The following is a 23203-nucleotide window of genomic DNA, read 5'->3' as shown; positions in this document are numbered from 1 at the left end:
ATCTATTGATAAATCTGTGAATAAATCTATTGAATAAATCTGTGAATAAATCTATGAATACATTTATGAATAAATTTATGCAGAATTATCCGATGCAGATTTATCTGGATTTATTTAATCTAGATTCTTCCGGCATATATTCTTTAAAATATTTATCTTATTTAATATCTTCTATTAATTACAAATAATTATTATTTTTAAAAAATTATATTTTTAAAAAATCGGCAAAAATAATTAAAGAAAACCCTCAATTATGGTTTTTATGTACAAAATCACGTGATCTATTATGGAGTGATTTTCATTGAGCGGGTCCGTTTGGTTTGTATTATTTTTCACATCGGGGTGGGGACTCTCCGTTATGTTTTTGGTTATGTCTTCCGAGTATGTCCCAGCAATAGTTGTCATGCCAGCCGACCGATTCAAGTTGGGATAAAGTGCGTGAAGTCCGATCAAATCATCTTCTTTTAACGCCCGAAGGGCGGTGGTATTTGAGCCGCTGGGAATCATGATGGTTTTGGATGCATCAACCTGAATGTTGTGATCAAGACCCAAAACATGACCCAACTCATGAGTCGCAACACCCTGAACATCCGGCCCTCTCCGGCTTCCGTTTGTTGTCCAATTAGTAATGTTGCTGTTAAAAATAATCTCAACATACTTAAAACGAAGCGGAACATCCGATGAATTATATTCCGGAGACGTAATATTTGAATTGGAAGGATTGGGGGGCATGGAAATCCAAACAAGTCCGATTTTTCCGGCATAACCGGCCGGCATTTGCGTATAATAAACATTGTTTCCATTCGAGCCGCTTGAAAATTGAAGACTCGAATCCGCATTATTCCATGTTTTTTGGGCGGCATCAAGTGCGTCGACCCAGTTGGTCGGAAGCGCACCTTCTCCCTCGGTAACATAGGTGAGCGTCACATTTGGATCTTCCCACTTCCAGTCCATGGCTTGATATGCAGCGGCTTGAGAAATTGTCGTTATTGTCAAAAGAACAGCAAAACACATAAAGATCGGTTTCATCATCATTTTTCGCCTTCTGATCCGTTTTTATCCGAATTATGTTATGGTGAAGTTATTACTTTTAATAACATTCACCTATTTATATATTTTCAAAACTATTTATATATTTGTATCAAAAATAAGTTTAAAAATATGTTGAAAAAAAGAATTCAACAAAAATCAATAAAAATTAATTTGATAAAAATAAAAACAATGAAAATGGTTAATTCAAAAATATTAAAATTCGGTATCGGATCATGTTATTTTTAAAAAACGTGTATGATAATTCTGGCATGTGCGGCCCCGAAAACAATTAAGAAAAATAAAAACAAGAAAACCAACAAAGAAATATCAACAAAAAAAAACAATTAAGAAACATACAAAAAAATCAACAATAGAAAAATCAACAAAAAAAACAATTAAGAAACATACAAAAAAATCAACAATAGAAATATCAACAAAAAAAACAATTAAGAAACATACAAAAAATAAACAATAAAAAATCAACAAATAAGAAAAAATAAAGTAAAAAAAGAAAAAAGCCGGAACGAATAAAAATAAGAACCGGCTCGACGAATAATCTCCGTATTTTTTATCCGTTCCGGCTTTTTCCAATTCTCTTTTTCTTTCGCTTTTATTCGTCGTAGATAAGTTCGCAAATCATGGCGTTTTCACCGTTCAAATACAAATGCACTTTTTTGGTTCCGAAAAGCCCGCTTTCCAGCGAATTTCTAAAATTCCAGTACTCTTTTGGGTCGACATTTCCCCGAATGACCACTTTTCCGACATTGCTTTTTTCTAAGAATTCCCGGATTTTTTCCAAATCTTCATTGGTTTTGGCCGGCATGGTTCGAAGGGCGATGTAATTGTTTTTCACCATGGGGTGAATTGTCAACAAATCCGATGTCAACAATATTCTTTTTTTGTCCACATGAATTAAGCGAACCGGACCTGTAATTTTAATTAAATCGTCCGTCAATTCATTTAAGAGACCGGCGGCAACAATTGACGGATCCGGCTCATACGCAAAAAGCATCAACTTGTTTGTTTCCACAATCGGCGGCAAATCCACCGGCGCGTCAACCATGGCATTTCCCGACGGCAAAGAAACCGCAACACGCTTATGTCTTTTAATATTTCCAAAATAGAGTGTCAGCCGGTTGAGTTGGCCGTTTAAAGACAGATATTCCATTTCACAGTCCAAGCCGTCTGCCAAAATCCGCTCGGGTGGCATTTGCGGCGGCGCTTCAAATGCAAAATTTTGACATTTTTGCGCATAGGCCGTCATAACATCCGGAATCTGCGGACAAAGGCCTGTCATTTTTCGGGTTTCTTCTTCCGGCGGCCGGGCCGGGTCGGAAAATACAATATCTACCGGCGGAATCTGGCGGATAACTTCCGGATCCAGAGCATCTCCGCAAATGAATGTAACGTTGGTCAAGTTGTGCTTTTTGCAGTTTTCGCGGGCATATTCTAATTTGACCGGATCAATTTCTACCGCATACACATGCCGGCACTGCATCGCAAAATAGATGGTTTGTCCGCCGATTCCGCAGCTGATGTCGGCAATATTTCCGCATTTTAAGCGCGCGGCGCGATACCGGGCCACCGGCTCGGGCGTCGCGAACCGAATACCATCGTTATCGGAAGACATTTTTTTTTCAAATATTTTTTTTTGAGACATAATTTTTACCAAAGATTTTTTTTCAATTTCATTTCAATCCCGGATCGGTGATCCGAATGTCAAGCCATCCAAAAGCAATTCCTTTTCCCATAAAAGACGGCAGTCACAATCGCATTTTTCCAAAATACGGACATCTTGGGTTTTTGAAAATTCACGAATCCGGTCAGCAACATCATAACTGCAATTTTTACAATTCCGTGGGCCTCTTTTTGAGCCGGCGCCGACCGGGTCGGACATCAAATATGTTTTAGGATGCTTTTCCTTTGCGGTTTTTAAAATCTCCACCATGCTCCAAAGCCACGGCGGCCGAAATTCTTTATTTTCCCACATTTTTTCAACAAACGTTCCGTTTTGGACGTTGCACAGGTTGATGGAAATTGTTTCCACATAGGGTGCCGCATCGTCGATGCTTTTTTGAATGTCTTCCATCGCTTCTTTTTCCGATAAAAACGGGGGTTTGAGCATGAGATAGGCTTTGGAATAAATTCCGTTTTCTTTGGACAAAACACAGGCCTTTTTAAAATCATTGAACGAAAAACCTTTATTAATCGACTCTTTTCGGATTTTGTCGGAAGACGTTTCAAGCCCGTACGCAAATTCCAGCGGCTTATTGTTCATCGCGTCCAAACAGTCATCAATTGCGGTTTGGTTGACAAATTCGGGTCGGGTTTCCGCCAAAACCGCAACAATTCGGTCGTCTTGGGAAAGCCGGGACAGAATTTTACTCCGAAGTTCGCGACTGATTTCTCGGACATCTAAGAAGCTGCCCGATGTGAAAATTTTAACCATAAACTTGTCTTTGTCGGATGCCCGCAAAAGCGCCGTTTCCAGCTGGGCCGAGATTTCGTCTTCCGATGGCGGTTTTGCAGCGCTGTCATAGACATATCCGCACATGGTACAGCCGCCGTTTTTTCCCCAATAGCAGCCGGATGTTTGAAAAATCACCGTCAAAACATCTAATATTTCACCGCGGATGTTATCGGTTCCAAGCCAGCAGGCAGCCGGTTCATCCATCGGTTTGAATTTAATTCGCTGACGGTTGCGAATTTCTAATACTTCCTGATTGAGCGTCATAAATTATCACAAAATGAAATGAATAATTATAGAACCAAAAGATAAAACAAAGATATAAAACCTCTTAAAAATCAGAAATCAAACAAAAACCAAACCCCAAAACCAAACCCAAAAACCAAACCCAAAAACCAAACCCAAAAACCAAACTCAAAAATCAAACCCAAAAACAAAAATCAGGCAAAATCAAACAAAAATCAAATAGAAAATGAATCGCTGTTTTTGTAAAAATTTTCAAAAATGTGTTGCTATAATGCGCGGTGGCCGTGCCAAAACAATCAAACGAAGAGAAAAAAATGAAAATAAGAATAAGAAATAAAAAATAAAGAAGAAAAAAGCGAGGTTAGTTCGCTTTTTTCAGGCTCAGTTTTTTACCTTTTTTGTAGTAGTTAAAGTAATAGAATGCGGCGCCGGCAATGATTAAAATGGCGATTGCGGCAATGACGATAATCATGGTCGTTGACAATCCTTCTTTTTGAGGCACTTGCACTTCAATTTTCAAAGAATCAGTGATTTGTTGATGGCCATAGTTGTCGTTGTACAAAATTTCGCTATTGATTGCGTACAGTTTGTCATAGATGACGGTGTCGTCATCCACGCTGATTTTAAATGTCGCGACGGCAGACTCTCCCGGGTTGACGGTTCCCAAATAGGATTGGTCGTCGGTTGTACTAAACGGAGTTGTGGTGCTGAGGCGGACAAACGCATCTTTGGCAGGCTCTTCGCCGGCGTTTTTGTAGGTGATTTTTAAAGTTCCGTTTGTTCCAAGTCCACTGTCAACTTCTGTAATTTCAAAGTTGGTCGCAGCTTTTACGATGATTTTCACCGGGACCAATTGTGTCACATTTTCGTTGTACCAGTAAGAAGCGTTTAAATTCCGGACACCGTTTCCGTATGTTGCGGAGTCGGCGCTGTAAATCACATTCCGAAGATGTTTGTAGGTGACATTTAAAGTCATGTTATATTCGCCTGCCGGAACGTCTTTTCCGACATCAATCGTGTACCGGAGCGGGCTGGAGGTGGTTTGTCCGGTTGGCAAACTTCCGGCTTCCTGCGGGCCGGTTTTAATTAAAATATCCGGATTCGAAGATTCAAGGGTTGCCACAACTCCGACGGCGGTTAAGACTCCGGCGACGTTTTGAACTTCCATTTGTTGAAGGGTGGCATTCAATTTATTTTCGGGAGTGTCGGCACTTTTCACTTCGACTTCCGTTTTAAATCCTTCCAAAACACCTTGATTGGACAGAATAATCGAGACTGTAGATGTTTGTCCACGATTGAGTTCTCCGTTTCCTTGGACATTGGCATGAATGTCAGGTGCGCCATAGAATGAATAATAGTTTTTGTCTAAGTCGCCGTAATAGGTTTGATTGGCCGGCGCACAGATTGCAACGGAAACCGTTGCCGAAAGGAGCAAGACCAACAACAAGGAAAGAGTCAAGCCTTTTGAAATTGTTTGAGCTTTGTTGAACATGAGAATCACAATTTAATTTTTAAATCATTATGAATTGAATTTGGTTTAAATTATTATGAATTGAATTTTTTAATCATTTATGAATTAAATTTGGTTTAAATTATTGAATGGAATTTGGTTTAAATTATTGAATGGAATTTGGTTTAAATTATTGTGTATGGTGTTAATGAATTGAATTTTGAAATTTGATTTGTTCTTATTTATTGGATTTTTCATCCGAAATTAGATTTTCATTTTTATCATTTCCGTTTTTACCGTTCCCGTTTTTTCTTTTCTTATAATAATCATAACCGATTGCCCCGAAGAACAAAATGACAACGCCGATAATGACGTTTTCAAACGTCAAAATCGTATGTCTTTGTGTCATTTCAACGTTTAGTTTGATGCTTGGGGAAACATGTAAATCTCCATTTTCATCGTAGTAACGGACATCGGAGTTGATTCCGTAAATTTTCGGCGTAGCTTTGGCGTGAGACTGAATCGGATATTCAATCACGATCGACTCGCCCGGTTTCACATCGCCTAACAATCCTTTGTTTTGCGTCGAGCTGAGCGGGTACATCATATCGATTTTACATTCCGCGTCGTAGGCGGTTTTGTCTCCTGTGTTCGTGTAAGTCACAGCCAATATCTTTTTGGAGCCATTTTGAAGCGTCCCGTTAATGTTTGTAATTTCAAAAACCGGAGATTGTTGGATGACAAACGGAATTTGGAAATTGACGTTTTCCCTCTTGTATTCCTGAATGTAAGTGTCGGAATAGATAAACGATGTCGAAAGCGGCATTGAACTGAAATCCATCATTCGGGCATTGTCCGGAAATTCGTAATTAATCGTCATATTTATATAATACGTTCCGGCAGGCGTATTCGGATTGATTCGAATCGGTGCGGAAATCGTACTGTAAGAGCCGCTGGATAAGGATGACAAATATACATAATCCGAACCGGTCAAAACTTCAATGTACGGACTGTCGCAGCTCATTTGAATATTGAGTGATTGCGCATTGATCCGATTGGCTTCCAATTGCATTTCCGTAGTCGCTAGTTGATTGAATGCTGAAAATCCGGCGGAATCGGCCATATATTTCAACAAATCCGATGGAAGAATGACGGCAAAACTGCCATTTACCAGCGAAGAGTCCATGGTTGGATCATCAATACTAATATATCCGTCATCGATGAGATTTTGAACCGTTGTTGTATTCAGTTTTGCGTCGCTGATGTATTCAATGCTTTTCATACGGGAAACGGATCCTTTGTTTGCAATGGAGAATTGAAGCGTTGCGGATTCTCCTTTGCTCAACTCTTGATTGCCAACCAAAGAGGCCGACAAAACCGGGTCGCCGTAGCCTTGATAAAAGTCAATGGTGTCCGTTTTCATGACCGGGAGGAAACTGTATGTTGAAGATGCGGCCAAAGCCGGGCTGACCAAAACCAAGAGAAGAATGGCCGGTACAAGCCAACGTATCAGGGATCTCCTTCTTGAATTTTGTTTTAAATTTGAGTGGGTCGGTAAAACGGATGGAGATGTCCTCATAGTCATCATTTTCTTAATCATTGGGATGCCCCCGATTGTTTTTTGTTGTGTGATATTCGTTGGGTAATTTTATTCTTAAAACCGACAATGGTCGCACGGAATCCTTTCTCTTTCATTTCATCGAAAGTAATCATCAGCGGCGGGAATATTACGAAGGATGCCAAAAGCGTCATCAGCATATTAATCACCGTCACAATCCCAAAACTGGACACAATTCCAAAAGCGGATGCGGTCAGTGCTAAAAATCCGAAAGTCGTTGTCACACCGGATACAACCAATGCGATTCCTGTGTTTTTCACGGTTTTTTCCATCGCTTCTACGGCTTTGTGTCCTTTTCCTCTTTCCTCGTAGAACCGCTCCATCAGCAAAATGGAATATTCCGATCCGGCGCCTAATATCATGCATCCCATCACCGCGGTCATCGGGGTGTAGACAATGTCAAAGGCATACATGATGAGTCCGGACCAACCAATTACAAGCGCAATGGTGATGAGTGGCGCAACTGCTTTGATAAAATCACGGTAAATGATCAAAAGCGCCAAAAACACCAATATGAGACCAAGAACAGTTTGCTCTACCCGTCCAGATAAAAGGGATGTCAACAATTCCGTGAATGGAACGCTTTGTCCGGTGATCGTCGCCGATGTTCCCGGTGGCGGCTGATGCCAAATAATATCCTCTTCGATCAATTCGACGAACGATTTGACACTTTCCATCGGAAGCGCGGTGAACGCGTTGCCCATGTTTAAATTCAGAAGCATCATCGAATTACCGCGTGTATATCTTTCCAGGGTTTCCGGTGGTAATTGGTCGTAAATGGCGCGGATTTCTTCTTCCGTATCCGGAATTACGCCACCGTTGTGTTGTTTGACAACATTTGCCAAACTGTCGACACCAAGAACATAAATTTGATTTTCCAGTTCATACGTTCCGAATTCATCCACCCATTTAAGAACATAAGGTGACGCGATATCTTCAGTGACAATCATAATATTGATGGCGTCAGATCCACCCATGACGGTGTTCATATGGGTGAAATCCACCAGTGCCGGCATGTCTTGAGGAATGTATTTTTTAAAATCGGTTTCCGCCGGAATGGTTGAATCGGCGTAAACGCCTAAAATTCCGGTGATAATCGCAATGATGAATATGAGATTTTTGTACCGGAGCGTAAAATCAACGGTCTTTTTCAAAGCCGTTGTGATAAAGTTGTCCGGCATTTCTTGATGTTCTGTTTTTTCGCTGCCGGCTTTTGTTTTTCCGTTTTCGCGTCTCTCATTTCCGTTTTTCCAGTTTTCGTTTTCTGTGAATCTTTTGCTTTTGTAGCCTTTGGGAACCAAAAAAGACGCGATTTTGTACGTTTTTCCGGTTTTTTGCTTCTTTTGGTCCAACTTTTCAGACAATTTATCCAGGAAATAAATCGATGTCACACCAAAGAACAAAGCCGCCATGTAACAACAAAGACAGCCGATAATCAACAGTTTTCCAAAATCCTGAATCATCGGGATGGAGGAGGTTAAAAGAGAAATAAAACTGACACAAGTCACCGCAAGCGCCGTCATAACGGCCAAGCCCATATTTTTAAAAGTGGAAACCACAGCTTCTCGGCGGGTCGCACATTCTCGAAGCTCTTCCTCAATACGGTTGTGGAATTGAATGGCGTAGTCGATTCCAAGACCGATTAAAATTGGGAAGGCGGAAATCGTCACCATGGTCATGTTAATGCCGGCAAAACCCATGAATCCGAAGGTGTAAATAATTCCGATAACGACAATTGCGAGCGGATACAATCTCCACCGGACACCTTTAAAAACAAACAATAAAGCAACCAGCATCAAAATGATAGCCAAAAGGAGCAGAATTCCCATGCTGGCCGACATTTCAATATTCATATCTTCCGTAAGTGCGGCCGATCCGGTTACAATTAAATTATATCCGGGCGGGAATCCGGCAAAATTAACGGCATCTTTGGCGGCGGCAAGAATTTCCGATTTTTGGGAATCTGTTAAATTTCCGTATGTCACCAAAATAAGGGAGTGGGTGTCATCGTAAATCAAAGTGCCGTAGATGTCGGGCGCCATTTCTAAAAGAGAATCGACTTCTTCTTGCGTTGCCGGAATTTCATAACGTCCGGTTGTCTGACCATTGATTTGCGCGACAATTCCGGCGGGACTCGTGACGGCTTCGACACCGGTAACGTTTATCATCATCCGCGTCAGTCGCAAAGATGCATTAAGCAAGGCCGGGTCCGTGGCGTCGGCGCCTTCAATCATAATGACAACGGATTCGCTGCTGAATGACCGGGTGTAAAGGTCCAAGTCTTGGTACATTTTGGAATCTTTTGAAATATATGTATCCATACCGGAATACATCGTAATCATGGTGGCGCCGTACATACTGACAAGAATCAGGATGAGAAAGGCGAAAAAGACCAACCATCTTTTTGAGAACGTGATTTTTCCCAATTTTTCAAAAAGAGTTGGCAACGATAGTGACATAAATAACCTCATGTTGTTTTTAAATGAGAAGAAAAGCAAAGACGGGTATAAAAATCTTATTTGAGTTCTTTAATTATATTTTAAAGCCGGTTAAATTCGAAAAATCTATTTTGTTTGAACATTATTTTGTTTGAACATTATTTTGTTTGAAATATTTTGTTTGAAATATTTTGTTTGAAATATTTCTTTGAAAAATGTTTAAAATCCTTTAAAGTTTGATTTTTCAATATTTTGAAAAATATTTATTGGAAAAACGTACTCTCAATTGAATGAGAGGTATATAATAGTGTTGTTACTTTATGGGTAACATTTTTAATGAATGATTTCGTTTCTGTTTTTCAGGTTAATTTATGATTGATAATGAATTGATTTCAAATTTGAAGAAAATCGGGTTTGCTGAAAACGAAGCGAAAGCTTATGTCGGGCTTGTCATGCTTCAAGAAGCCGGTGCGCGTGAGCTTCATGGCTTTACCAATATTCCGCGTGCCAAAATTTATGAGGTTTTAGACCGTTTGGTCGAAAAAAAATATGCGGAAATTCTTTACGGAACGCCGATTCATTACAAGCCGACCGATCCGGACGAATTGATTTTAATGATTCGGGAGGATTTTGAAAAAACAACCGATTTTTTGCTGGACGCTTTTGACCAGATGGAGATTGAGCCGCCGGACAATGATGGGGATTTGTCTTCTGTTTGGTATCTCCGAAGTGATTGGACGGTCCGAAATAAAATCCGGGAACTTTTTGAAAAAACGGATTGTGTCATCATTATTTGTAATACACCGGAGGTTTTGTTTAAAATCGAGGATTTGCTCAATGCCGCCCAAGAGACTCTTCGGGTTTTGATTTTGGTCAACGACACATCGAAGTATGATCACTTTTCATTTTCGGTCAATTTATATCCGCCTAATATCGTTTCCCTATTCGATGATTTGATGGGAAACACGAAGGCAGAAGATGGATGTTTCATCATTTCCAATACGAAAGCCGGCATTTTTCTCCAAAACAACGAGAACAAGCTGGAAGGATTTTACATGGCAAAACCGGCAATCGGTTTTATTTATAAAACAATTGGGTTTATGCTGTCCAATTTAGATTCAATTCAGATTTCCGACAACTATGTCCCGAATTTAAAATCGGGAACAAACAAGCTGCTTATCGGGGAAGGCAAAGTCAAATCGATTCCGGAATCGGTCAGTCGTTACGAAACCTCCTCTCTCGAGAGCAAAGAAAAGGATGCTGTCTCCATCGAAATCTCACACTTTTGCAAGGAGACCCTCTCTCTCAAGAGCAAAAAAAAGGCAAACCCGGCGAATGAGACCGGACCGGGCAAAAAAACAAATAAATATCAACGGTAATATTCTAATAATATTCTTCAATAACATTATTCATAACGTTCCTCTAAACATTCTTCCAATATTCTTTTTCGTATTCTCTTTCAAATTTTCTTTCAAATTCTCAATCACATTCTTACACATTATAATTATTCTACAACCCGTTAACTATTATCCAATTCAATCCATTCCGGAAGTAAAAATGTCAAAGCACAATCGTAAAAAAAATAAAGATCTTACCAAAAGAATCGCTGAAGAAAGAATTCTCCGCCTTTTTTGTTTGGCGGATTTTTATCAAAAAACACGCCCGACACATTCCCAAAGATATATTGCGTTAGCGCGCCTGATTTCCATGCGCTATAACGTTCGTTTTTTGCGGGAACAGAAACGTAAGGTTTGTAAACATTGTTACAGTCATCTGGTGGTCGGGGAAAATTGCCGGGTCCGGCTGAAAAACGGAATGATTCTCACCACGTGTTTTGAATGCGGCAAAATGAGCCGGATTCCGTATCATTCTCGCAAAAGCCTGGCAAAATTTGAAAAAAATTAAACAAAAAAAAGCCGTTTACCGGATTTCATGTTTAATTTTTTCTCTTTTTTTCATTTTCTTTTTTCTCTTTTTTTCATTTTCTTTTTTCTCTTTTTTTCATTTTCTTTTTTGTTATTTTTCATTTTCTTTTCATTTTTTTCTGTTTTTCTTTTCTGTTTATTTTTCATTTTTTCTGTTTTTCTTTTTTTGTTTATTTTTCATTTTTTATGATAAAATCTATATTCATAGACGGCGATTAGAATTTCATGTCTGAAATTTTATTTGATGATATCGGAAGTTTTCCGCTTCCGGCCGGTATTTCCAAAGATTTTGTCAGCCGTGCGGCTTTTGACCGGGATTGCGATGAAAAATTATTTCCGCTTTTGAATCAGGTTTTTGAGCAAAAAATCAATGCCGGTGTTCATATTCCCAATTATTCCCAATTTCGGGACATGACCGAACAATTTTTGCATCCGATCCGGGATGAAAACTGTTGCGATGGGCCTTTTTCCTTAAAGGAAGAGTTTGCGTCCACCGTTGAAATCGAAGCGATGGAGGCTTATTTTAAAGCTCAAAAGAAAAACACAGACTCATTTGAAAAACCGCTTGTCCGCATGTGTGTCACCGGTCCGACCGAACTCTATCTCAAGGAATTTGGAAGTGCGGACTATGTCGATATCTATCAATTATTTGCCAAAGACGTCAACCTTTTTGTCCGAAACGCGATGAAAAAAGCGAAACATTTCAAAATCCAAACCGTTTCTTTGGACGAACCCAGCATCGGCATTAATCCGGAATTGTCCCTTCCGGCCGACGAAATGATCCGCGCGCTAACCAACGCCACCCGCGCTGCCGGCAAATATGGCGCCGATGTTCAAATTCACATTCATTCCCCGCTTTATTACGATTTGGCATGTGCGACGCCCACCATCAATGTCATTGGCATGGAGTCGGCCGCAACGCCATCTTACATGGATATGATGGATAAAAAAGTGCTCAGCGACACGGACACTTTTATTCGTGCCGGAATTTCCCGAACGGATATTTTTAACATGGCGGGCGTTCTCAATGAAAAATACGGCGGAAACGCTTGGAATAAGCCTGAAATTCTTCAAAAAATCGTGACGGAAATGGAAACTCCGCAAGTGATTGAAAAACGTCTGAGCGATATTTCAAAAGCGTTCGGTGATTTGGTTAAATACGCAGGACCCGACTGCGGTCTTGGGTCTTGGCCGACGCAGGAATTGGCGGCGGCACTTTTGAAAAACACGGGAAAAGCGATGGAAAGCTTTTCAAAAAATAAAAAATAAATGTCGGTCTACAGACTTTGTTGAATAAATTCAAATTTTGGTACGACAACGTGCGAAGGGCGGCCGTATCCAAAAAAGAAATACAATAAAAACAAGACAAAAATAAAAAATTAAAAATAAAAAAGTAAAATAAAAGAGAAAAATAAAAGAGAAAAATAAAAAAGTAAAAAAAGAAGAAATTATTTGGAGAGAGCTTTGGGGGATCTCTTCATGTATCTTCTTTTGTGGCCGGAAGAAGTGAATCTTTGCGCCGGACCCGGGTGTGCTTTTGTGCTTAACCCGTTTTCCACTCTTTTTGCGTTTCCTTTTCTTCCTTTCACTTTAACCCAGATAATGCTGCCGGTTTTGCCCATAATCATGCCTCCTAATGAATTTATAATTTATTTTTCCTGTAATTTGTGATAAAATTGAAAAATCAAATGATTTTGAAATTTTAAATTTGTGATTTGAATAAAGATTGCGTCAATAAAATTGACAAAACACGTAATAATATCAATCCCGCCGACTGATTTTAATTGATACGGTGTTCGTTAAAACCTTTAAGGTTTGACTATAACGCCATTTTAATGATATAAATCTTACGTCTTTATGGTTTAAAACCGGATTTTTTGCAACAAATTTTAAAACATAAAAAGACTTAACGGGTTTTGTGAAAAATATAAAGTCGGATTTGGATTATTTCCGCGATGAGGAAAAAGCGCTTTTGAGTTATCCGAAAGAGGATTTTATATCTGTTATTCGGGAAGTCGGCTTTGAGTGTGATTTGTGCGGGAAATGCTGCACCCAAGAATTCAATGACCACGTTTTTTTGTTAGACGATGATGTCAAGCACCTCCGCTCACTCACTCCTCAATCCAATCCTCAATCCAATCCTCAATCCAATCCTCAATCCAATCCTCAATTCAACCTTCAATTTGAAACGGATGATTCGATTCTGATTCCGTCTCCTTATTTTGATTATTGTGACCAGCACGGAAATTTTTATGTTTCCGGCTTTTGTTTGAAAACCAAAAATGATGACGTCGGAAGCTGTCATTTTTTAGAAAACAACCGCTGTCAAATCTATGAAAACCGTCCCCTCATTTGTCAAGTCTATCCGTACATGATTCATCGGGAAGCCGACGAATCCGGGAATTATGATTGGCGGCAAATCAGCGGTCTGAATGAACACGGATTTTATGAAACGGAAATCAAAGAGTCGGATCTAAATTACATTTTCGGCCTGACTTTTCAATACGAAAAAAAATACATCGAACAAGAGCAGCATTTTTTAAAAGCGCTTGCCACCCATTTTGAAAAAAACAATCTCCGGTTCGTTCCCCGCGTTTACGACACGCAAATCCGGGAATACGAAAAAGGAAAAGAAGTCACCGTTTTTGTTTATTTTGACGGCGGCTTTGTCGAAAGAAAAGCTCAAAAATAAAAACAACCCGACCTTGTGCTTTTTGCCGATGAAAATATAAATATGGTGCCATAACGCGCGCGGCGGCACAAAAAGCAAAAAAAAGAAAAGACAGAAAAGTAATTCTGAAGCGCAGCGCAGGAATTCTTCGCGCAGCGACTTTACTTCCCGCCCTCGCTCCTGAAATATTCCGAAGCGCAGCGTAGGAATCCTTCGCGCAGCGACTTTACTTCCCGCCCTCGCTCCTGAGATATTCCGAAGCGTAGCGTAGGAATCCTTCGCGCAGCGACTTTACTTTTCCCTCCCGCTCCGCCCATGAAAAATTCCGAGCGCAGCGAGGAATTTTTTTTACTCGAATTCAATCGTTCCCGGCGGTTTTGATGTTATGTCGTACACCACACGGCACACATCCGGAATTTCCGATGTAATTCGTTCCTGAATTTTAATCAGCGTTTCAAACGGCAGGTTGAGAGGCTCAGCCGTCATCGCGTTGTCGGAATCCACGGCCCGAACGGCAACAATCCATCCGTGGATGCGTTCTCCATTTTTGATGCCGGTTCCTTTGCCGATGACGGCGGCAAAAGCCTGCCAAGGCTTGAATTTTTCCATTAATTCTTCTTCGACAATCGCATTGGCTTCCCGAACGGCTGCCACTTTTTCACGGGTGGCTTCCCCAATCGCGCGAACGGAAAGACCAGGACCCGGAAACGGCATTCTCTCTGACAAAACCGCTTGAAGCCCGAGTTCGCGGCCGACTTGCCGGACATCATCCTTGTAAAGATAATAAAGCGGCTCAACAACTCCTTTAAATTCCATTTTTTCCGGCATTCCGCCGACATTGTGGTGGGCTTTGATTCCTTTTTCCGATTCTAAAACATCCGGATAAATCGTTCCCTGAATCAAATAATCGGCATTGATTTTTTTGGCTTCTTCTTCAAAAACCTTTATGAACATTTCTCCGATTGCCTTTCTTTTCAGTTCGGGGTCGTCCATTCCGGCAACGGCGCCAAAGAAACGGTCGCTTGCGTCAATCACTTGCAAATTCATGTGAGAAAATGCCGCACGAACTTGATCCGGCTCATTTTTTCTCATAAAACCGGTGTCAATAAAAATCGGATACAGGCGGTCTCCAATTGCTCGAAACGCCAGCTCCGCACAAACCGAGCTGTCCACACCGCCGGAAAGCGCAATAATTGCTTTTCCATCAATTTGTTTTTTCATTTTTTCAATTTCTGCCGCAATAAATTCTTTCACGTTTTCCATTTTAATCTCCGCTCCCGATTTTTAGTTCATGATTTAGATTCATGATTATATTTTTTCTGATTTCTTTGATTTTTTATGATAATTATTCGGATACAAATGATATTATTTGAACGTTTTTGTAAATGTATTATTATGAATAATCCTCTCCGTAATTGTTTTTTGGCAGAAGCGGCAAAATGAAAAGTTTATATAATAAAAAAGGGTTTAAGACTTGCTTTTTCAATCCGGGGCTGTAGGGTAGCTTGGTCCATCCTGCAAGGCTGGGGGTCTTGCGACCTGAGTTCGAATCTCAGCAGCCCCATTTTCTTTTATTTTTCTTGTTTTTGAATCTTATTTTCCGGCTTTCTTATTTTTCATCTCTTCCTTGCTTTCCTATTTTTCATCTCTTTCGTGTTTTTGTTTTCATCTCGTGTCTTGTCTTTTTTTTGGTTCACCGCCACCGCGCACGTTATGGCAACAGATTTTTAAAAAACCAATAAAATTCGGCATCCATTTTTTAATCATCTTTTTTCTCAATCATCTTTTTTTGCTTTATTCTATAATATTATCTTTTATCGCTCTCTCTTTTATCATTTTAATTTTACAAATAATTTATATACGGTGAATCATAACATACAATATCTTTTTAGAACACGGTTAAAGTTGGGATTTCTCTTGAATGCGTTTTATTTTTTAGCGGGGATTGTTTTTTTGCCGTTTATCATGGCACTGTTCGTACCGCTTGTCTATAAACTGTTAAAAGACAAAGTCGGATGGTTTGCGGCAGCAGTTGCATTTTTTTGTTTTGTTTTGATCGCAACCATTATCCCTAAAACATATGCCGGCGAGGTTTTATCCGGAAACTTTTCTTGGATTCCCGGACTTTCCGTAAATTTGGCATTTTACGCCGACGGTCTTTCCGTTTTGCTTGGAGTCATCGTCTCCTTTATCGGAATTCTGATTTTTACCTATTCCAACAAATACCTCTCCAAAGACGAAGATCTGGTCCGCTATTACGAATATTTGCTCGTATTTATGGGGTCCATGCTTGGAGTTGCGTTTTCCGATAATCTCATCCAATTGTTTATTTTTTGGGAACTCACCAGCATCAGCTCCTTTATGCTGATCGGATACTATCGAAAAACACCGGAATCCATCTACGGCGCCACAAAAGCTTTGTTGATTACCGGTGGCGGCGGACTCTTTATGTTTGCCGGCTTCATGATTCTTTTTTCCGTGACCGGTACCTACGGCATTTCCGATATGCTGACCAATCCTGCCGTAATTGATACTGTCAAAAACAGCCCGCTCTTTACCGTTATTCTTATTTTCATTCTCATCGGCGCGTTTGCCAAATCTGCCCAAGGACCGTTTTACATTTGGCTTCCCAACGCCATGGAAGCCCCGACACCCGTCAGTGCCTTTTTGCACTCGGCCACCATGGTCAAAGCCGGCGTGTTTCTGGTCGCCCGGATGCATCCCATGTTTTCCGGAACAACCGACTGGTTTGTTCTCGTTTGCGGCCTGGGATTGGTAACCATGGTCGGAGCCGGATTTTTAGCGCTCCGGCAAAATGATTTGAAAGGAATTTTAGCGTATTCCACCATCAGCCAGCTTGCCTATCTCATGACGATGTACGGATTTACAACCGCGGCAGAACCCGGAATCGGTGTCTCGGCAGCGACTTTTCATTTGCTCAACCACGCGACATTTAAAGCCTGCCTCTTTCTTTTAGTTGGCATTATCGCACACGAACTACATACCCGCGACATCCGAAAAATGGGCGGCCTTCGAAAAGAAATGCCGATCACCTTCATTTTGACCATTATCGCCGCGGCCGCGATGGCCGGAATTCCGCCGCTCAATGGTTTTTTGAGCAAAGAATTGTTTTATGAATCCTCTCTTCACATGGCAGAGGCGCTCGGCGGCGGGTTGGCCTACATCATCCCGGCTCTGGCCGTTGTCGGCGGTGTTTTTACATTTGCCTACTCCTTCCGCCTGATCTTAAAAGTGTTTTGCGGAAAACGGACCACAGATCCCGACGTTCCCCAACATGTTCATGACCCGTCCTGGATTCTTTTAGGACCTGCCGTGTTGCTAGCGGCGCTGATTATTCTCATCGGACTTTTCCCGACGCCATTTATTGATTATTTGGTTCAACCCGCCATTAACGCCATTTTACAAGACGCGCCGCATCTGCACGCCGCACTTTGGCACGGCATAACTTGGCCGTTTATCATGACTCTGGTGACATTTGCGCTGGGGATTTTGGTTTATTGGAAATATGATGCCATTGCGGCATGGCAAACACAAATTCGGGAAAAGCATCCCAAAATCAGCATCAATCGGGTTTATAATGTCTTGGTGAACAACGCTTTTGACTTTGGTGCGGAACTTGGGGGGATGCTTCAAAAAGGACCACCGATCGGATATGTCAAATCGCTGCTGATTTTTTCGATAACATTGGCATTGATTCCGGTTTTGTATTTCCTTCTCTTGGGCAAGCCGATTTTTCCGGAAACGCTGGATTTTTCCGCCATTGCGTCCGAAGTTTTGGTCTTTATTTTGATTCTTTTGGCAGCATGGGGTGCCGCCTCGCTCCCGAAATATTTGTCCGCGATTATTTCCCTGTCCGCTTGCGGATTTTTTGTCTCGCTTCTTTACGCGTATTTAAAAGCGCCGGACTTGGCCATGACGCAGCTTTGCGTTGAAACGCTCTCTACGATCATGTTTTTGGTCGTCATCATGAAACTCAAAAACAAAGAAGCGATCCGTCCGGAAAAAACAAGATTTAAATTAAAAAATGCCATTATTGCCGGAGCATGCGCGTTTGTTTTATTTATGATGCTGGCCGGAGCCGATTTAATGGCGCCGTTTGAAACCTTTTCTCATTACTTCATTGAAAACGGCATTGAAATGACCGCCGGTCGCAATATTGTCAACGTAATCGTTGTGGATTTTCGTGGTTATGATACAATCGGAGAAATATCCGTCATTTGTATCGCGGCGCTTGCCGTTTATAATATTATCAAAAGCCGTACCGCAAAGCAAGAAAGCAAACCGGAGGAGAAGAAATGACCACCATTATCGCCAAAACCATCTCCAAAGCCTGTTTGGTGATCTGCCTTCTCTTCTCGATTTATTTGCTGCTCAACGGCGGCAATTATCCGGGCGGCGGATTCGTCGGCGGGGTGTTGTTCGTTTGTGGAATTGCGCTGGTTTACGTAACGTACGGCATGAAATACATTAACAACCGCATTCGTCCGGACTGGCTCGGATGGGTCGGCTATGGTCTTTTGTTTGCGTCGCTGACGGCGATTGCGCCGCTTTTTGTCGGGCATAACTACTTCCGAAGCGTGTTTGATGATTTTCCGGTGGAATTTTTAGGAATTCATCTCGGGCATATCGAATTGATTTCGTCGATGTATTTTGATGTCGGCGTTTACTTTACCGTTGTCGGCGGTCTTCTATTTATTGTTTCGTCCATCGCGTCGGACAAAATCCGGGAATCGGACCCTGAAATTCCATTCAAATACACAGGCTCGGCGGACGGGCCGGTTCGGGAAAATCCTCCCAAAATCGTTTTAAACTTGCCGTCGGATTCTTTAATTCCAACCCGCCACCACCTTTATGTGGATTCAAATATTGATGATGTCAACCGCGCGTCGGATTTTAAAAATCCGGATTTTAAGGCGGTCAATGCGAAAAATGATACCGGTAAAATTATTTTGGAGGAACAAAAATGACAAACGTTTGGATGGCATTGACAATTTCGCTCCTCTTTGGTATCGGAATTTATTTGATTTTGCGCCGCGACATTATAAAAATCGCAATCGGGTTTGGTTTAATCAGCCATTCCATCAATTTAACGATCGTTACATCCGGCATTTTAAACGGCACACTCGTTCCGATTTTGATGAGCACGATTAACAAATACGCGTATTTTGTTTTCAGCGATGATTATGAAAACGGCATCCTCGCGCCGATTGTTCTGGGATATTCGGAAGACTATTTGTTTACCGACCCGCTGACGCAGGCACTGGTATTGACGGCCATCGTCATCAGTTTTGCGACCACCGCCATTTTTCTGACGCTTGCATACCGGATTAGTGAAGAATACGGGACGACCGACGTGGATGAGCTCAGGAGGCTGCGCGGATGAACTTTGACCCAAGTCTTATTTTTTCATCACCGCTCGACTATGTGATGTCCTTATTTTTGTCCAATATCGTCGTCCTTCCGATCGCGATCTGTTTACTGATGGCGCCGGTGATGATTCTTCTTCGAAACACCGCCAAAGCGCAAAAATATATCGCGATTGGAGTTTCCGCATTTCTTTTGTTGACCGGAATCGTTTTGTTTTTGAACGTTTACAAAAACGGAATCTTGGTGTATGATATCGGAGAATTCGGCAAGTACGGCATCGTCCTTGTTGGCGATTTGCTGTCGGCGCTTTTGGTTCTTTTGAATACGTTTCTCGGATTTTTGGTGTTGATTTATTCGCTGGACTATATTGAGAGAAAGTCTTTAAGCGACAGCTATTTCGTTTTATTTTTCTTGATGCTGGGCGGAATCAACGGTATTTTCCTGACCGGTGACTTGTTTAACATGTTCGTTTTCTTTGAAATTATGTTTTTGTCGTCAACCGGTCTCATTATGGCAAACGAGTCGCTGGGCGTGACGGATTCATCTCACAAATTGGAAGCGACGTACAAATATTTGGTTCTTGGAATGCTGGGCTCTTTCCTCATGTTGATTGCGATTACGACAATTTATGCGTCCATCGGCTCTCTCAACATTGCGGATTTGGCCGCGAAAATTCAAATTTTAACGGATGCCGGAACTGTTCCTTGGGTCGTGATTGCCGCCGCTCTTCTCTTCGTGGTGGTTTTTGGAAACAAGGCGGCTTTGGTTCCGCTTCATTTCTGGCTTCCCGATGTGCATCCAACGGCACCGACGCCGATTAGTGCCATGCTCAGTGGGGTTTTAATTAAAGTTGGTATTTACGGAATCCTTCGGATTTTGTTTGTCGTTTTGGCGCCGGCTTTGTCTTTTGTTTTGCCGATTGTCATGTTTTTTGCGTTGATCACGATTGCCGTTGGCGCGTTTTCCGCAATCGGCCAATCGGATTTAAAACGGGTGCTTGCGTATTCCAGCGTTTCTCAAATCGGCTACATTCTTTTGGGCCTTTCTTTTGGGACGGTTGGAGCGATTGCGGCAGCCCTCATGTATTTGGTAAACCATGCGGTGGCGAAGTCTCTCTTGTTTTTGACGGCGGGCGGTATTATTCATGAAACGGAAACCCGCGACCTTCGAAAAATGGGGGGTCTCATTACGATTTTGCCGCTATTTTCCATGGCGTTTTTGATCGGTGCCATGTCGATTGCGGGAATTCCGCCGACCGGCGGATTTATCGCGAAATTTGCGCTTTTCCAGTCGGCGGTTTTGGGGCAATTCTATTTGCCGTTTTTAATTGCATTGGTCTGCGCGATCGCGACCATTTTTTACATGTTCCGCACTTGGATTTCCATCTTTTGGGGAGAAAACCGGGGGAACGATTCTTTCTTAAAAACAGAGGCCGATGTGAGTTCGAACGAACATCTGACAGAATCGCATTCCGATTCGCCTGCCGGTCCGCACACTGATTCACACACTGATTCGTCTGCCGGTCCGCACACTGATTCACACACGGATTCGCCCGCCGGTCCGCATGTTGATTTGCATAATGTTCATTCAGCGCCTGCTTTGCCGGAGCCGGAACACAAGAAGCACAAAATTTCCTTTGAAATTGCTATTCCGATTGTTGTTTTGTGTGCCGTTGTTTTTTTGCTGGGCATTTATCCGGAGCCGCTTTATATGGTTTCCAATTTAATCGCGGGACAAATACTTGACCCGAGCGCGTATATTTCCACCGTTCTTGAGAGGGGTCCGAGATGAAGAAAAAAATTAAAATGAATTTCATGCGATTGTTGGTTTATGCGATGCTCGGCCTTCTTTGGGTATTCATCAGCGGCAGCTTTTCCATCGGCAACTTCCTGCTGGGCATCTTTTTCTCGTATCTCATTTTGTATCCGTTTCGGGACATGTTTACGTTTACGGATTCCTTTGGGCATTTCTTGCGCCAGCTTCCCAAAAAGCTCCGCTACATCTATATATTGTTTCGGGAAATTATCAAGGCCAATTTCTTTATGGCCTACAAAATCCTTCAACCGAAATTGGATATTCGGCCGGGAATTATCGCGTATCCGTTCGCGACCCAAAAAAATATTTCCACAACAATGCTTGCCAACACGATTTCATTGACGCCGGGAACGTTGATTATTGACGTTCACATCAAAAATCCGACGCTGAAAGGTCCGGGAATCTATTATGTTCACTCCATTTACATTGACCGCCCTAAAGATGTGCGTGACACGATTCGGGAAGACTTGGAAAAACCGGTTTTGGAGGCTTTTGAATGATTGACCCGGTGGCAACATTCGGCTGGCCCGTATCTATTGCGCTTTTCGTCGCGACGGCCGCACTTTTCATGGCCGTCTACCGGGTTTTTGTCGGTCCGACCATTGTGGATCGAGTGGCGGCGGCGGACGCAATTGGAAATACGATTGTGATTATTTTGGCGATTTATGCGTTTGCGCAAGATTCTCAATTCTTGATTGACATTTCCTTGCTGCTCGCATTAATTTCTTTTATCGGAACGCTGGCGGTTGCCAAATACATTGACCGGGGAGATGTGATTTAAGGTGGACATTGATTTTTCAACCATTCGTCTCTGGGCATGTTATTTCTTCCTGCTCTTGGGGGTTTTGGACATCCTGATTGGGATGATTGGTCTTATCCGGCTGCCGGACATTTACAACCGTCTTCACGCGACGACAAAAATTGCGACGACTGGTGCGTTTTTTGTCCTACTCGGCATTTTAATTGCGGATGGTTTCACGCCGCTTGGAATTAAATCTATCGCGATTGCCATTTTCCTTCTCATGACCGCACCGGTGGCGGGGCACGTGATTGCGCGGGCCGCATACAACATTAATGTTCCGCCGTGCGACCAGACGGTTTTTGACGCGTATTGCGGAAAACGGCAAGGGGATTACTGCGACGATTTCGATTATCACGAAGGCGCTTATGTTTATGTGGATTTGGACAAGCGTGACCATGACCATTCTTTTAACAAATACAAGGAAAACCTGACCAGTCAATTCGCGAAAGAGCTTACGGATTTGACTTCCGATATGGTGGAAACAACGCCGGATTTATCCGCTGCGCAAAAGGAAGCAGACTTGGAATCCAAATCTGCGCCGGAATTCAAACCCGAGTCCGAATCCAAATTTGAACCTAAACCCGAATCTAAACCTGAATCCAAATTGGAATTCAAGTCTGAGTCCAAACTTGAATCTGAGCCGGGGATGGATGATTTGGATGGAGTGATTTCAGAGCCGGAAAATGTATCTTCCAAGACGGAATTGGAACAAAAGCCCGAGTTGGCGGAAGGATTTTCGAAAGAAGAACTTAAAGATAAACTGGAGGAAAATCCGGAATTATCAACGTCCATTCCTGAAAAGAAATTAAAATCCATGCGCGAAAATGATGAACAAGACAAAAAGGAATAATGTCTTTTCATTTTTTTTGTGCCGCCGTCACGCGCGTTATGCCGTGTTTTTTAAAAAATCAGCAAAAAACCAAGGCGATTTTTTGTTTTTCTGATTTTTTATTTATTTTTCTGAATTTTTGTTTGATTTTTTTAAAAAATATTTCAGATCTCAAATTTACAGAATAAGTTTTAAATATTTGAAATATTATTCCACTTATTAATACAAAATTCAATTTTTGTGTTACTAAAAAACAATATTGACCAAAAAGAATATTGTTGACAGAAACCCCTCTACGCCTCTTTAAATCTTTTAAAAACGGGGATGTTTTTCCATCCCAATTCATTCAATCACGCACTTGGTCAGATATTGTTTTTTAATTTTTGTTCTTTGTTTTCATTCTTTGTTCTCATTCCTTGAAATAAATCCTGTTTTTCAATTTATTTTTGTTCTTTAGTCTTAGTCTTTTATTTTTTAATAGAAAAAGTTTTAAATAATTTAATTTTCATCTTAACTTTTACC

Annotated in this window: 20 protein-coding genes and 1 tRNA gene; 12 read left to right on the top strand and 9 right to left on the bottom strand. The window is 41.5% G+C overall.

The window, feature by feature from the left end; all coding sequences use genetic code 11:
• Nucleotides 1–234 precede the first annotated feature (234 nt).
• The 6 genes from MsAm2_RS07980 to MsAm2_RS07955 all read right to left on the bottom strand — a co-directional run bounded on the left by MsAm2_RS07980 (nucleotide 235) and on the right by MsAm2_RS07955 (nucleotide 9272).
• On the bottom strand, nucleotides 235–1035 hold the full coding sequence (locus MsAm2_RS07980; protein ID WP_338097720.1) for a matrixin family metalloprotease: 801 nt from the start codon (nucleotides 1033–1035) through the stop codon (nucleotides 235–237).
• Between the two features lie 607 nt (nucleotides 1036–1642).
• On the bottom strand, nucleotides 1643–2662 hold the full coding sequence (locus tag MsAm2_RS07975; RefSeq protein ID WP_338097719.1) for a methyltransferase domain-containing protein: 1020 nt from the start codon (nucleotides 2660–2662) through the stop codon (nucleotides 1643–1645).
• Between the two features lie 63 nt (nucleotides 2663–2725).
• Entirely contained in the window at nucleotides 2726–3706 is a 981-nt protein-coding gene (locus MsAm2_RS07970; RefSeq protein WP_338097718.1) for an archaeosine biosynthesis radical SAM protein RaSEA, read from the bottom strand.
• A gap of 400 nt (nucleotides 3707–4106) precedes the next feature.
• Nucleotides 4107–5237, bottom strand: a complete 1131-nt coding sequence (locus MsAm2_RS07965; protein ID WP_338097717.1) for a COG1361 S-layer family protein — start codon at nucleotides 5235–5237, stop codon at nucleotides 4107–4109.
• A gap of 196 nt (nucleotides 5238–5433) precedes the next feature.
• Complete coding sequence (locus MsAm2_RS07960) at nucleotides 5434–6795, bottom strand: COG1361 S-layer family protein (protein ID WP_338097716.1); 1362 nt, start codon at nucleotides 6793–6795, stop codon at nucleotides 5434–5436.
• Nucleotides 6792–9272, bottom strand: a complete 2481-nt coding sequence (locus MsAm2_RS07955; protein ID WP_338097715.1) for a hydrophobe/amphiphile efflux-3 (HAE3) family transporter — start codon at nucleotides 9270–9272, stop codon at nucleotides 6792–6794. Before MsAm2_RS07955 ends, MsAm2_RS07960 begins: the two co-directional genes overlap by 4 nt.
• Nucleotides 9273–9622: 350 nt before the next feature.
• Between MsAm2_RS07955 and MsAm2_RS07950 the strand changes: the two genes are divergently transcribed.
• The 3 genes from MsAm2_RS07950 to MsAm2_RS07940 all read left to right on the top strand — a co-directional run bounded on the left by MsAm2_RS07950 (nucleotide 9623) and on the right by MsAm2_RS07940 (nucleotide 12445).
• Nucleotides 9623–10630, top strand: coding sequence for a TrmB family transcriptional regulator (locus tag MsAm2_RS07950; RefSeq protein ID WP_338097714.1), 1008 nt, complete (start codon nucleotides 9623–9625; stop codon nucleotides 10628–10630).
• 178 nt (nucleotides 10631–10808) lie between these two features.
• Nucleotides 10809–11156, top strand: coding sequence for a ribonuclease P protein component 4 (locus MsAm2_RS07945; RefSeq protein ID WP_338097713.1), 348 nt, complete (start codon nucleotides 10809–10811; stop codon nucleotides 11154–11156).
• Between the two features lie 245 nt (nucleotides 11157–11401).
• Nucleotides 11402–12445: a methionine synthase gene (locus MsAm2_RS07940; protein ID WP_338097712.1), complete on the top strand. Its 1044-nt coding sequence runs from the start codon at nucleotides 11402–11404 to the stop codon at nucleotides 12443–12445.
• Nucleotides 12446–12624: 179 nt separating this feature from the next.
• Here MsAm2_RS07940 and MsAm2_RS07935 read toward each other — a convergent pair whose 3' ends face one another.
• Nucleotides 12625–12798, bottom strand: a complete 174-nt coding sequence (locus MsAm2_RS07935; RefSeq protein WP_338098528.1) for a DUF5350 domain-containing protein — start codon at nucleotides 12796–12798, stop codon at nucleotides 12625–12627.
• A gap of 296 nt (nucleotides 12799–13094) precedes the next feature.
• On the opposite strand from MsAm2_RS07935, the gene MsAm2_RS07930 reads away from it, so the two are divergent.
• Nucleotides 13095–13868, top strand: a complete 774-nt coding sequence (locus MsAm2_RS07930) for a YkgJ family cysteine cluster protein (protein WP_338097711.1) — start codon at nucleotides 13095–13097, stop codon at nucleotides 13866–13868.
• Nucleotides 13869–14195: 327 nt separating this feature from the next.
• Here the strand turns inward: MsAm2_RS07930 and guaA are convergent, their stop codons facing one another.
• A complete protein-coding gene (guaA, locus tag MsAm2_RS07925; protein ID WP_338097710.1) occupies nucleotides 14196–15110 on the bottom strand; it encodes a glutamine-hydrolyzing GMP synthase in 915 nt (304 codons plus the stop codon).
• 226 nt (nucleotides 15111–15336) lie between these two features.
• Here guaA and MsAm2_RS07920 point away from each other — a divergent pair.
• From MsAm2_RS07920 to mnhG, 8 genes are all read left to right on the top strand, one after another.
• Nucleotides 15337–15411, top strand: a tRNA-Pro gene (locus MsAm2_RS07920).
• A 299-nt stretch (nucleotides 15412–15710) separates the two neighbouring features.
• Nucleotides 15711–18167: a hydrogen gas-evolving membrane-bound hydrogenase subunit E gene (gene mbhE / locus MsAm2_RS07915; protein WP_338097709.1), complete on the top strand. Its 2457-nt coding sequence runs from the start codon at nucleotides 15711–15713 to the stop codon at nucleotides 18165–18167.
• On the top strand, nucleotides 18164–18835 hold the full coding sequence (locus tag MsAm2_RS07910; RefSeq protein ID WP_338097708.1) for an MnhB domain-containing protein: 672 nt from the start codon (nucleotides 18164–18166) through the stop codon (nucleotides 18833–18835). Before mbhE ends, MsAm2_RS07910 begins: the two co-directional genes overlap by 4 nt.
• Nucleotides 18832–19251: an NADH-quinone oxidoreductase subunit K gene (locus MsAm2_RS07905; RefSeq protein WP_338097707.1), complete on the top strand. Its 420-nt coding sequence runs from the start codon at nucleotides 18832–18834 to the stop codon at nucleotides 19249–19251. Before MsAm2_RS07910 ends, MsAm2_RS07905 begins: the two co-directional genes overlap by 4 nt.
• A complete protein-coding gene (locus tag MsAm2_RS07900) occupies nucleotides 19248–21026 on the top strand; it encodes a proton-conducting transporter transmembrane domain-containing protein (RefSeq protein ID WP_338097706.1) in 1779 nt (592 codons plus the stop codon). The genes MsAm2_RS07905 and MsAm2_RS07900 overlap by 4 nt, the downstream gene beginning before the upstream one ends.
• Nucleotides 21023–21550, top strand: a complete 528-nt coding sequence (locus MsAm2_RS07895; protein WP_338097705.1) for a Na+/H+ antiporter subunit E — start codon at nucleotides 21023–21025, stop codon at nucleotides 21548–21550. Before MsAm2_RS07900 ends, MsAm2_RS07895 begins: the two co-directional genes overlap by 4 nt.
• Nucleotides 21547–21831: a monovalent cation/H+ antiporter complex subunit F gene (locus tag MsAm2_RS07890; RefSeq protein ID WP_338097704.1), complete on the top strand. Its 285-nt coding sequence runs from the start codon at nucleotides 21547–21549 to the stop codon at nucleotides 21829–21831. The genes MsAm2_RS07895 and MsAm2_RS07890 overlap by 4 nt, the downstream gene beginning before the upstream one ends.
• Before the next feature lies 1 nt (nucleotide 21832).
• Nucleotides 21833–22702 carry a monovalent cation/H(+) antiporter subunit G gene (mnhG, locus tag MsAm2_RS07885; RefSeq protein ID WP_338097703.1) on the top strand — a complete coding sequence of 290 codons (870 nt, stop codon included), beginning with the start codon at nucleotides 21833–21835 and terminating at the stop codon, nucleotides 22700–22702.
• A gap of 58 nt (nucleotides 22703–22760) precedes the next feature.
• Here the strand turns inward: mnhG and MsAm2_RS07880 are convergent, their stop codons facing one another.
• Complete coding sequence (locus MsAm2_RS07880) at nucleotides 22761–23027, bottom strand: hypothetical protein (RefSeq protein ID WP_338097702.1); 267 nt, start codon at nucleotides 23025–23027, stop codon at nucleotides 22761–22763.
• Nucleotides 23028–23203 lie beyond the last annotated feature (176 nt).

The organism is Methanolapillus ohkumae (assembly GCF_032594355.1).
Lineage (GTDB): Archaea > Halobacteriota > Methanosarcinia > Methanosarcinales > Methanosarcinaceae > Methanolapillus > Methanolapillus ohkumae.
This window is presented reverse-complemented; position numbering and strand designations above follow the sequence as displayed.

What these genes read in the sequence shown, in the direction of transcription:
- MsAm2_RS07955 (WP_338097715.1), bottom strand. Translation starts at nt 9,272, where the DNA reads ATGTCACTATCGTTGCCAACTCTTTTTGAAAAATTGGGAAAAATCACG.
- MsAm2_RS07960 (WP_338097716.1), bottom strand. Translation starts at nt 6,795, where the DNA reads ATGATTAAGAAAATGATGACTATGAGGACATCTCCATCCGTTTTACCG.
- MsAm2_RS07945 (WP_338097713.1), top strand. Translation starts at nt 10,809, where the DNA reads ATGTCAAAGCACAATCGTAAAAAAAATAAAGATCTTACCAAAAGAATC.
- guaA (WP_338097710.1), bottom strand. Translation starts at nt 15,110, where the DNA reads ATGGAAAACGTGAAAGAATTTATTGCGGCAGAAATTGAAAAAATGAAA.
- MsAm2_RS07965 (WP_338097717.1), bottom strand. Translation starts at nt 5,237, where the DNA reads ATGTTCAACAAAGCTCAAACAATTTCAAAAGGCTTGACTCTTTCCTTG.
- MsAm2_RS07970 (WP_338097718.1), bottom strand. Translation starts at nt 3,706, where the DNA reads ATGGATGAACCGGCTGCCTGCTGGCTTGGAACCGATAACATCCGCGGT.
- MsAm2_RS07880 (WP_338097702.1), bottom strand. Translation starts at nt 23,027, where the DNA reads ATGAATTGGGATGGAAAAACATCCCCGTTTTTAAAAGATTTAAAGAGG.
- MsAm2_RS07910 (WP_338097708.1), top strand. Translation starts at nt 18,164, where the DNA reads ATGACCACCATTATCGCCAAAACCATCTCCAAAGCCTGTTTGGTGATC.
- MsAm2_RS07950 (WP_338097714.1), top strand. Translation starts at nt 9,623, where the DNA reads ATGATTGATAATGAATTGATTTCAAATTTGAAGAAAATCGGGTTTGCT.
- MsAm2_RS07935 (WP_338098528.1), bottom strand. Translation starts at nt 12,798, where the DNA reads ATGGGCAAAACCGGCAGCATTATCTGGGTTAAAGTGAAAGGAAGAAAA.
- MsAm2_RS07975 (WP_338097719.1), bottom strand. Translation starts at nt 2,662, where the DNA reads ATGTCTTCCGATAACGATGGTATTCGGTTCGCGACGCCCGAGCCGGTG.
- MsAm2_RS07940 (WP_338097712.1), top strand. Translation starts at nt 11,402, where the DNA reads ATGTCTGAAATTTTATTTGATGATATCGGAAGTTTTCCGCTTCCGGCC.
- MsAm2_RS07895 (WP_338097705.1), top strand. Translation starts at nt 21,023, where the DNA reads ATGAAGAAAAAAATTAAAATGAATTTCATGCGATTGTTGGTTTATGCG.
- MsAm2_RS07900 (WP_338097706.1), top strand. Translation starts at nt 19,248, where the DNA reads ATGAACTTTGACCCAAGTCTTATTTTTTCATCACCGCTCGACTATGTG.
- MsAm2_RS07980 (WP_338097720.1), bottom strand. Translation starts at nt 1,035, where the DNA reads ATGATGATGAAACCGATCTTTATGTGTTTTGCTGTTCTTTTGACAATA.
- MsAm2_RS07890 (WP_338097704.1), top strand. Translation starts at nt 21,547, where the DNA reads ATGATTGACCCGGTGGCAACATTCGGCTGGCCCGTATCTATTGCGCTT.
- MsAm2_RS07905 (WP_338097707.1), top strand. Translation starts at nt 18,832, where the DNA reads ATGACAAACGTTTGGATGGCATTGACAATTTCGCTCCTCTTTGGTATC.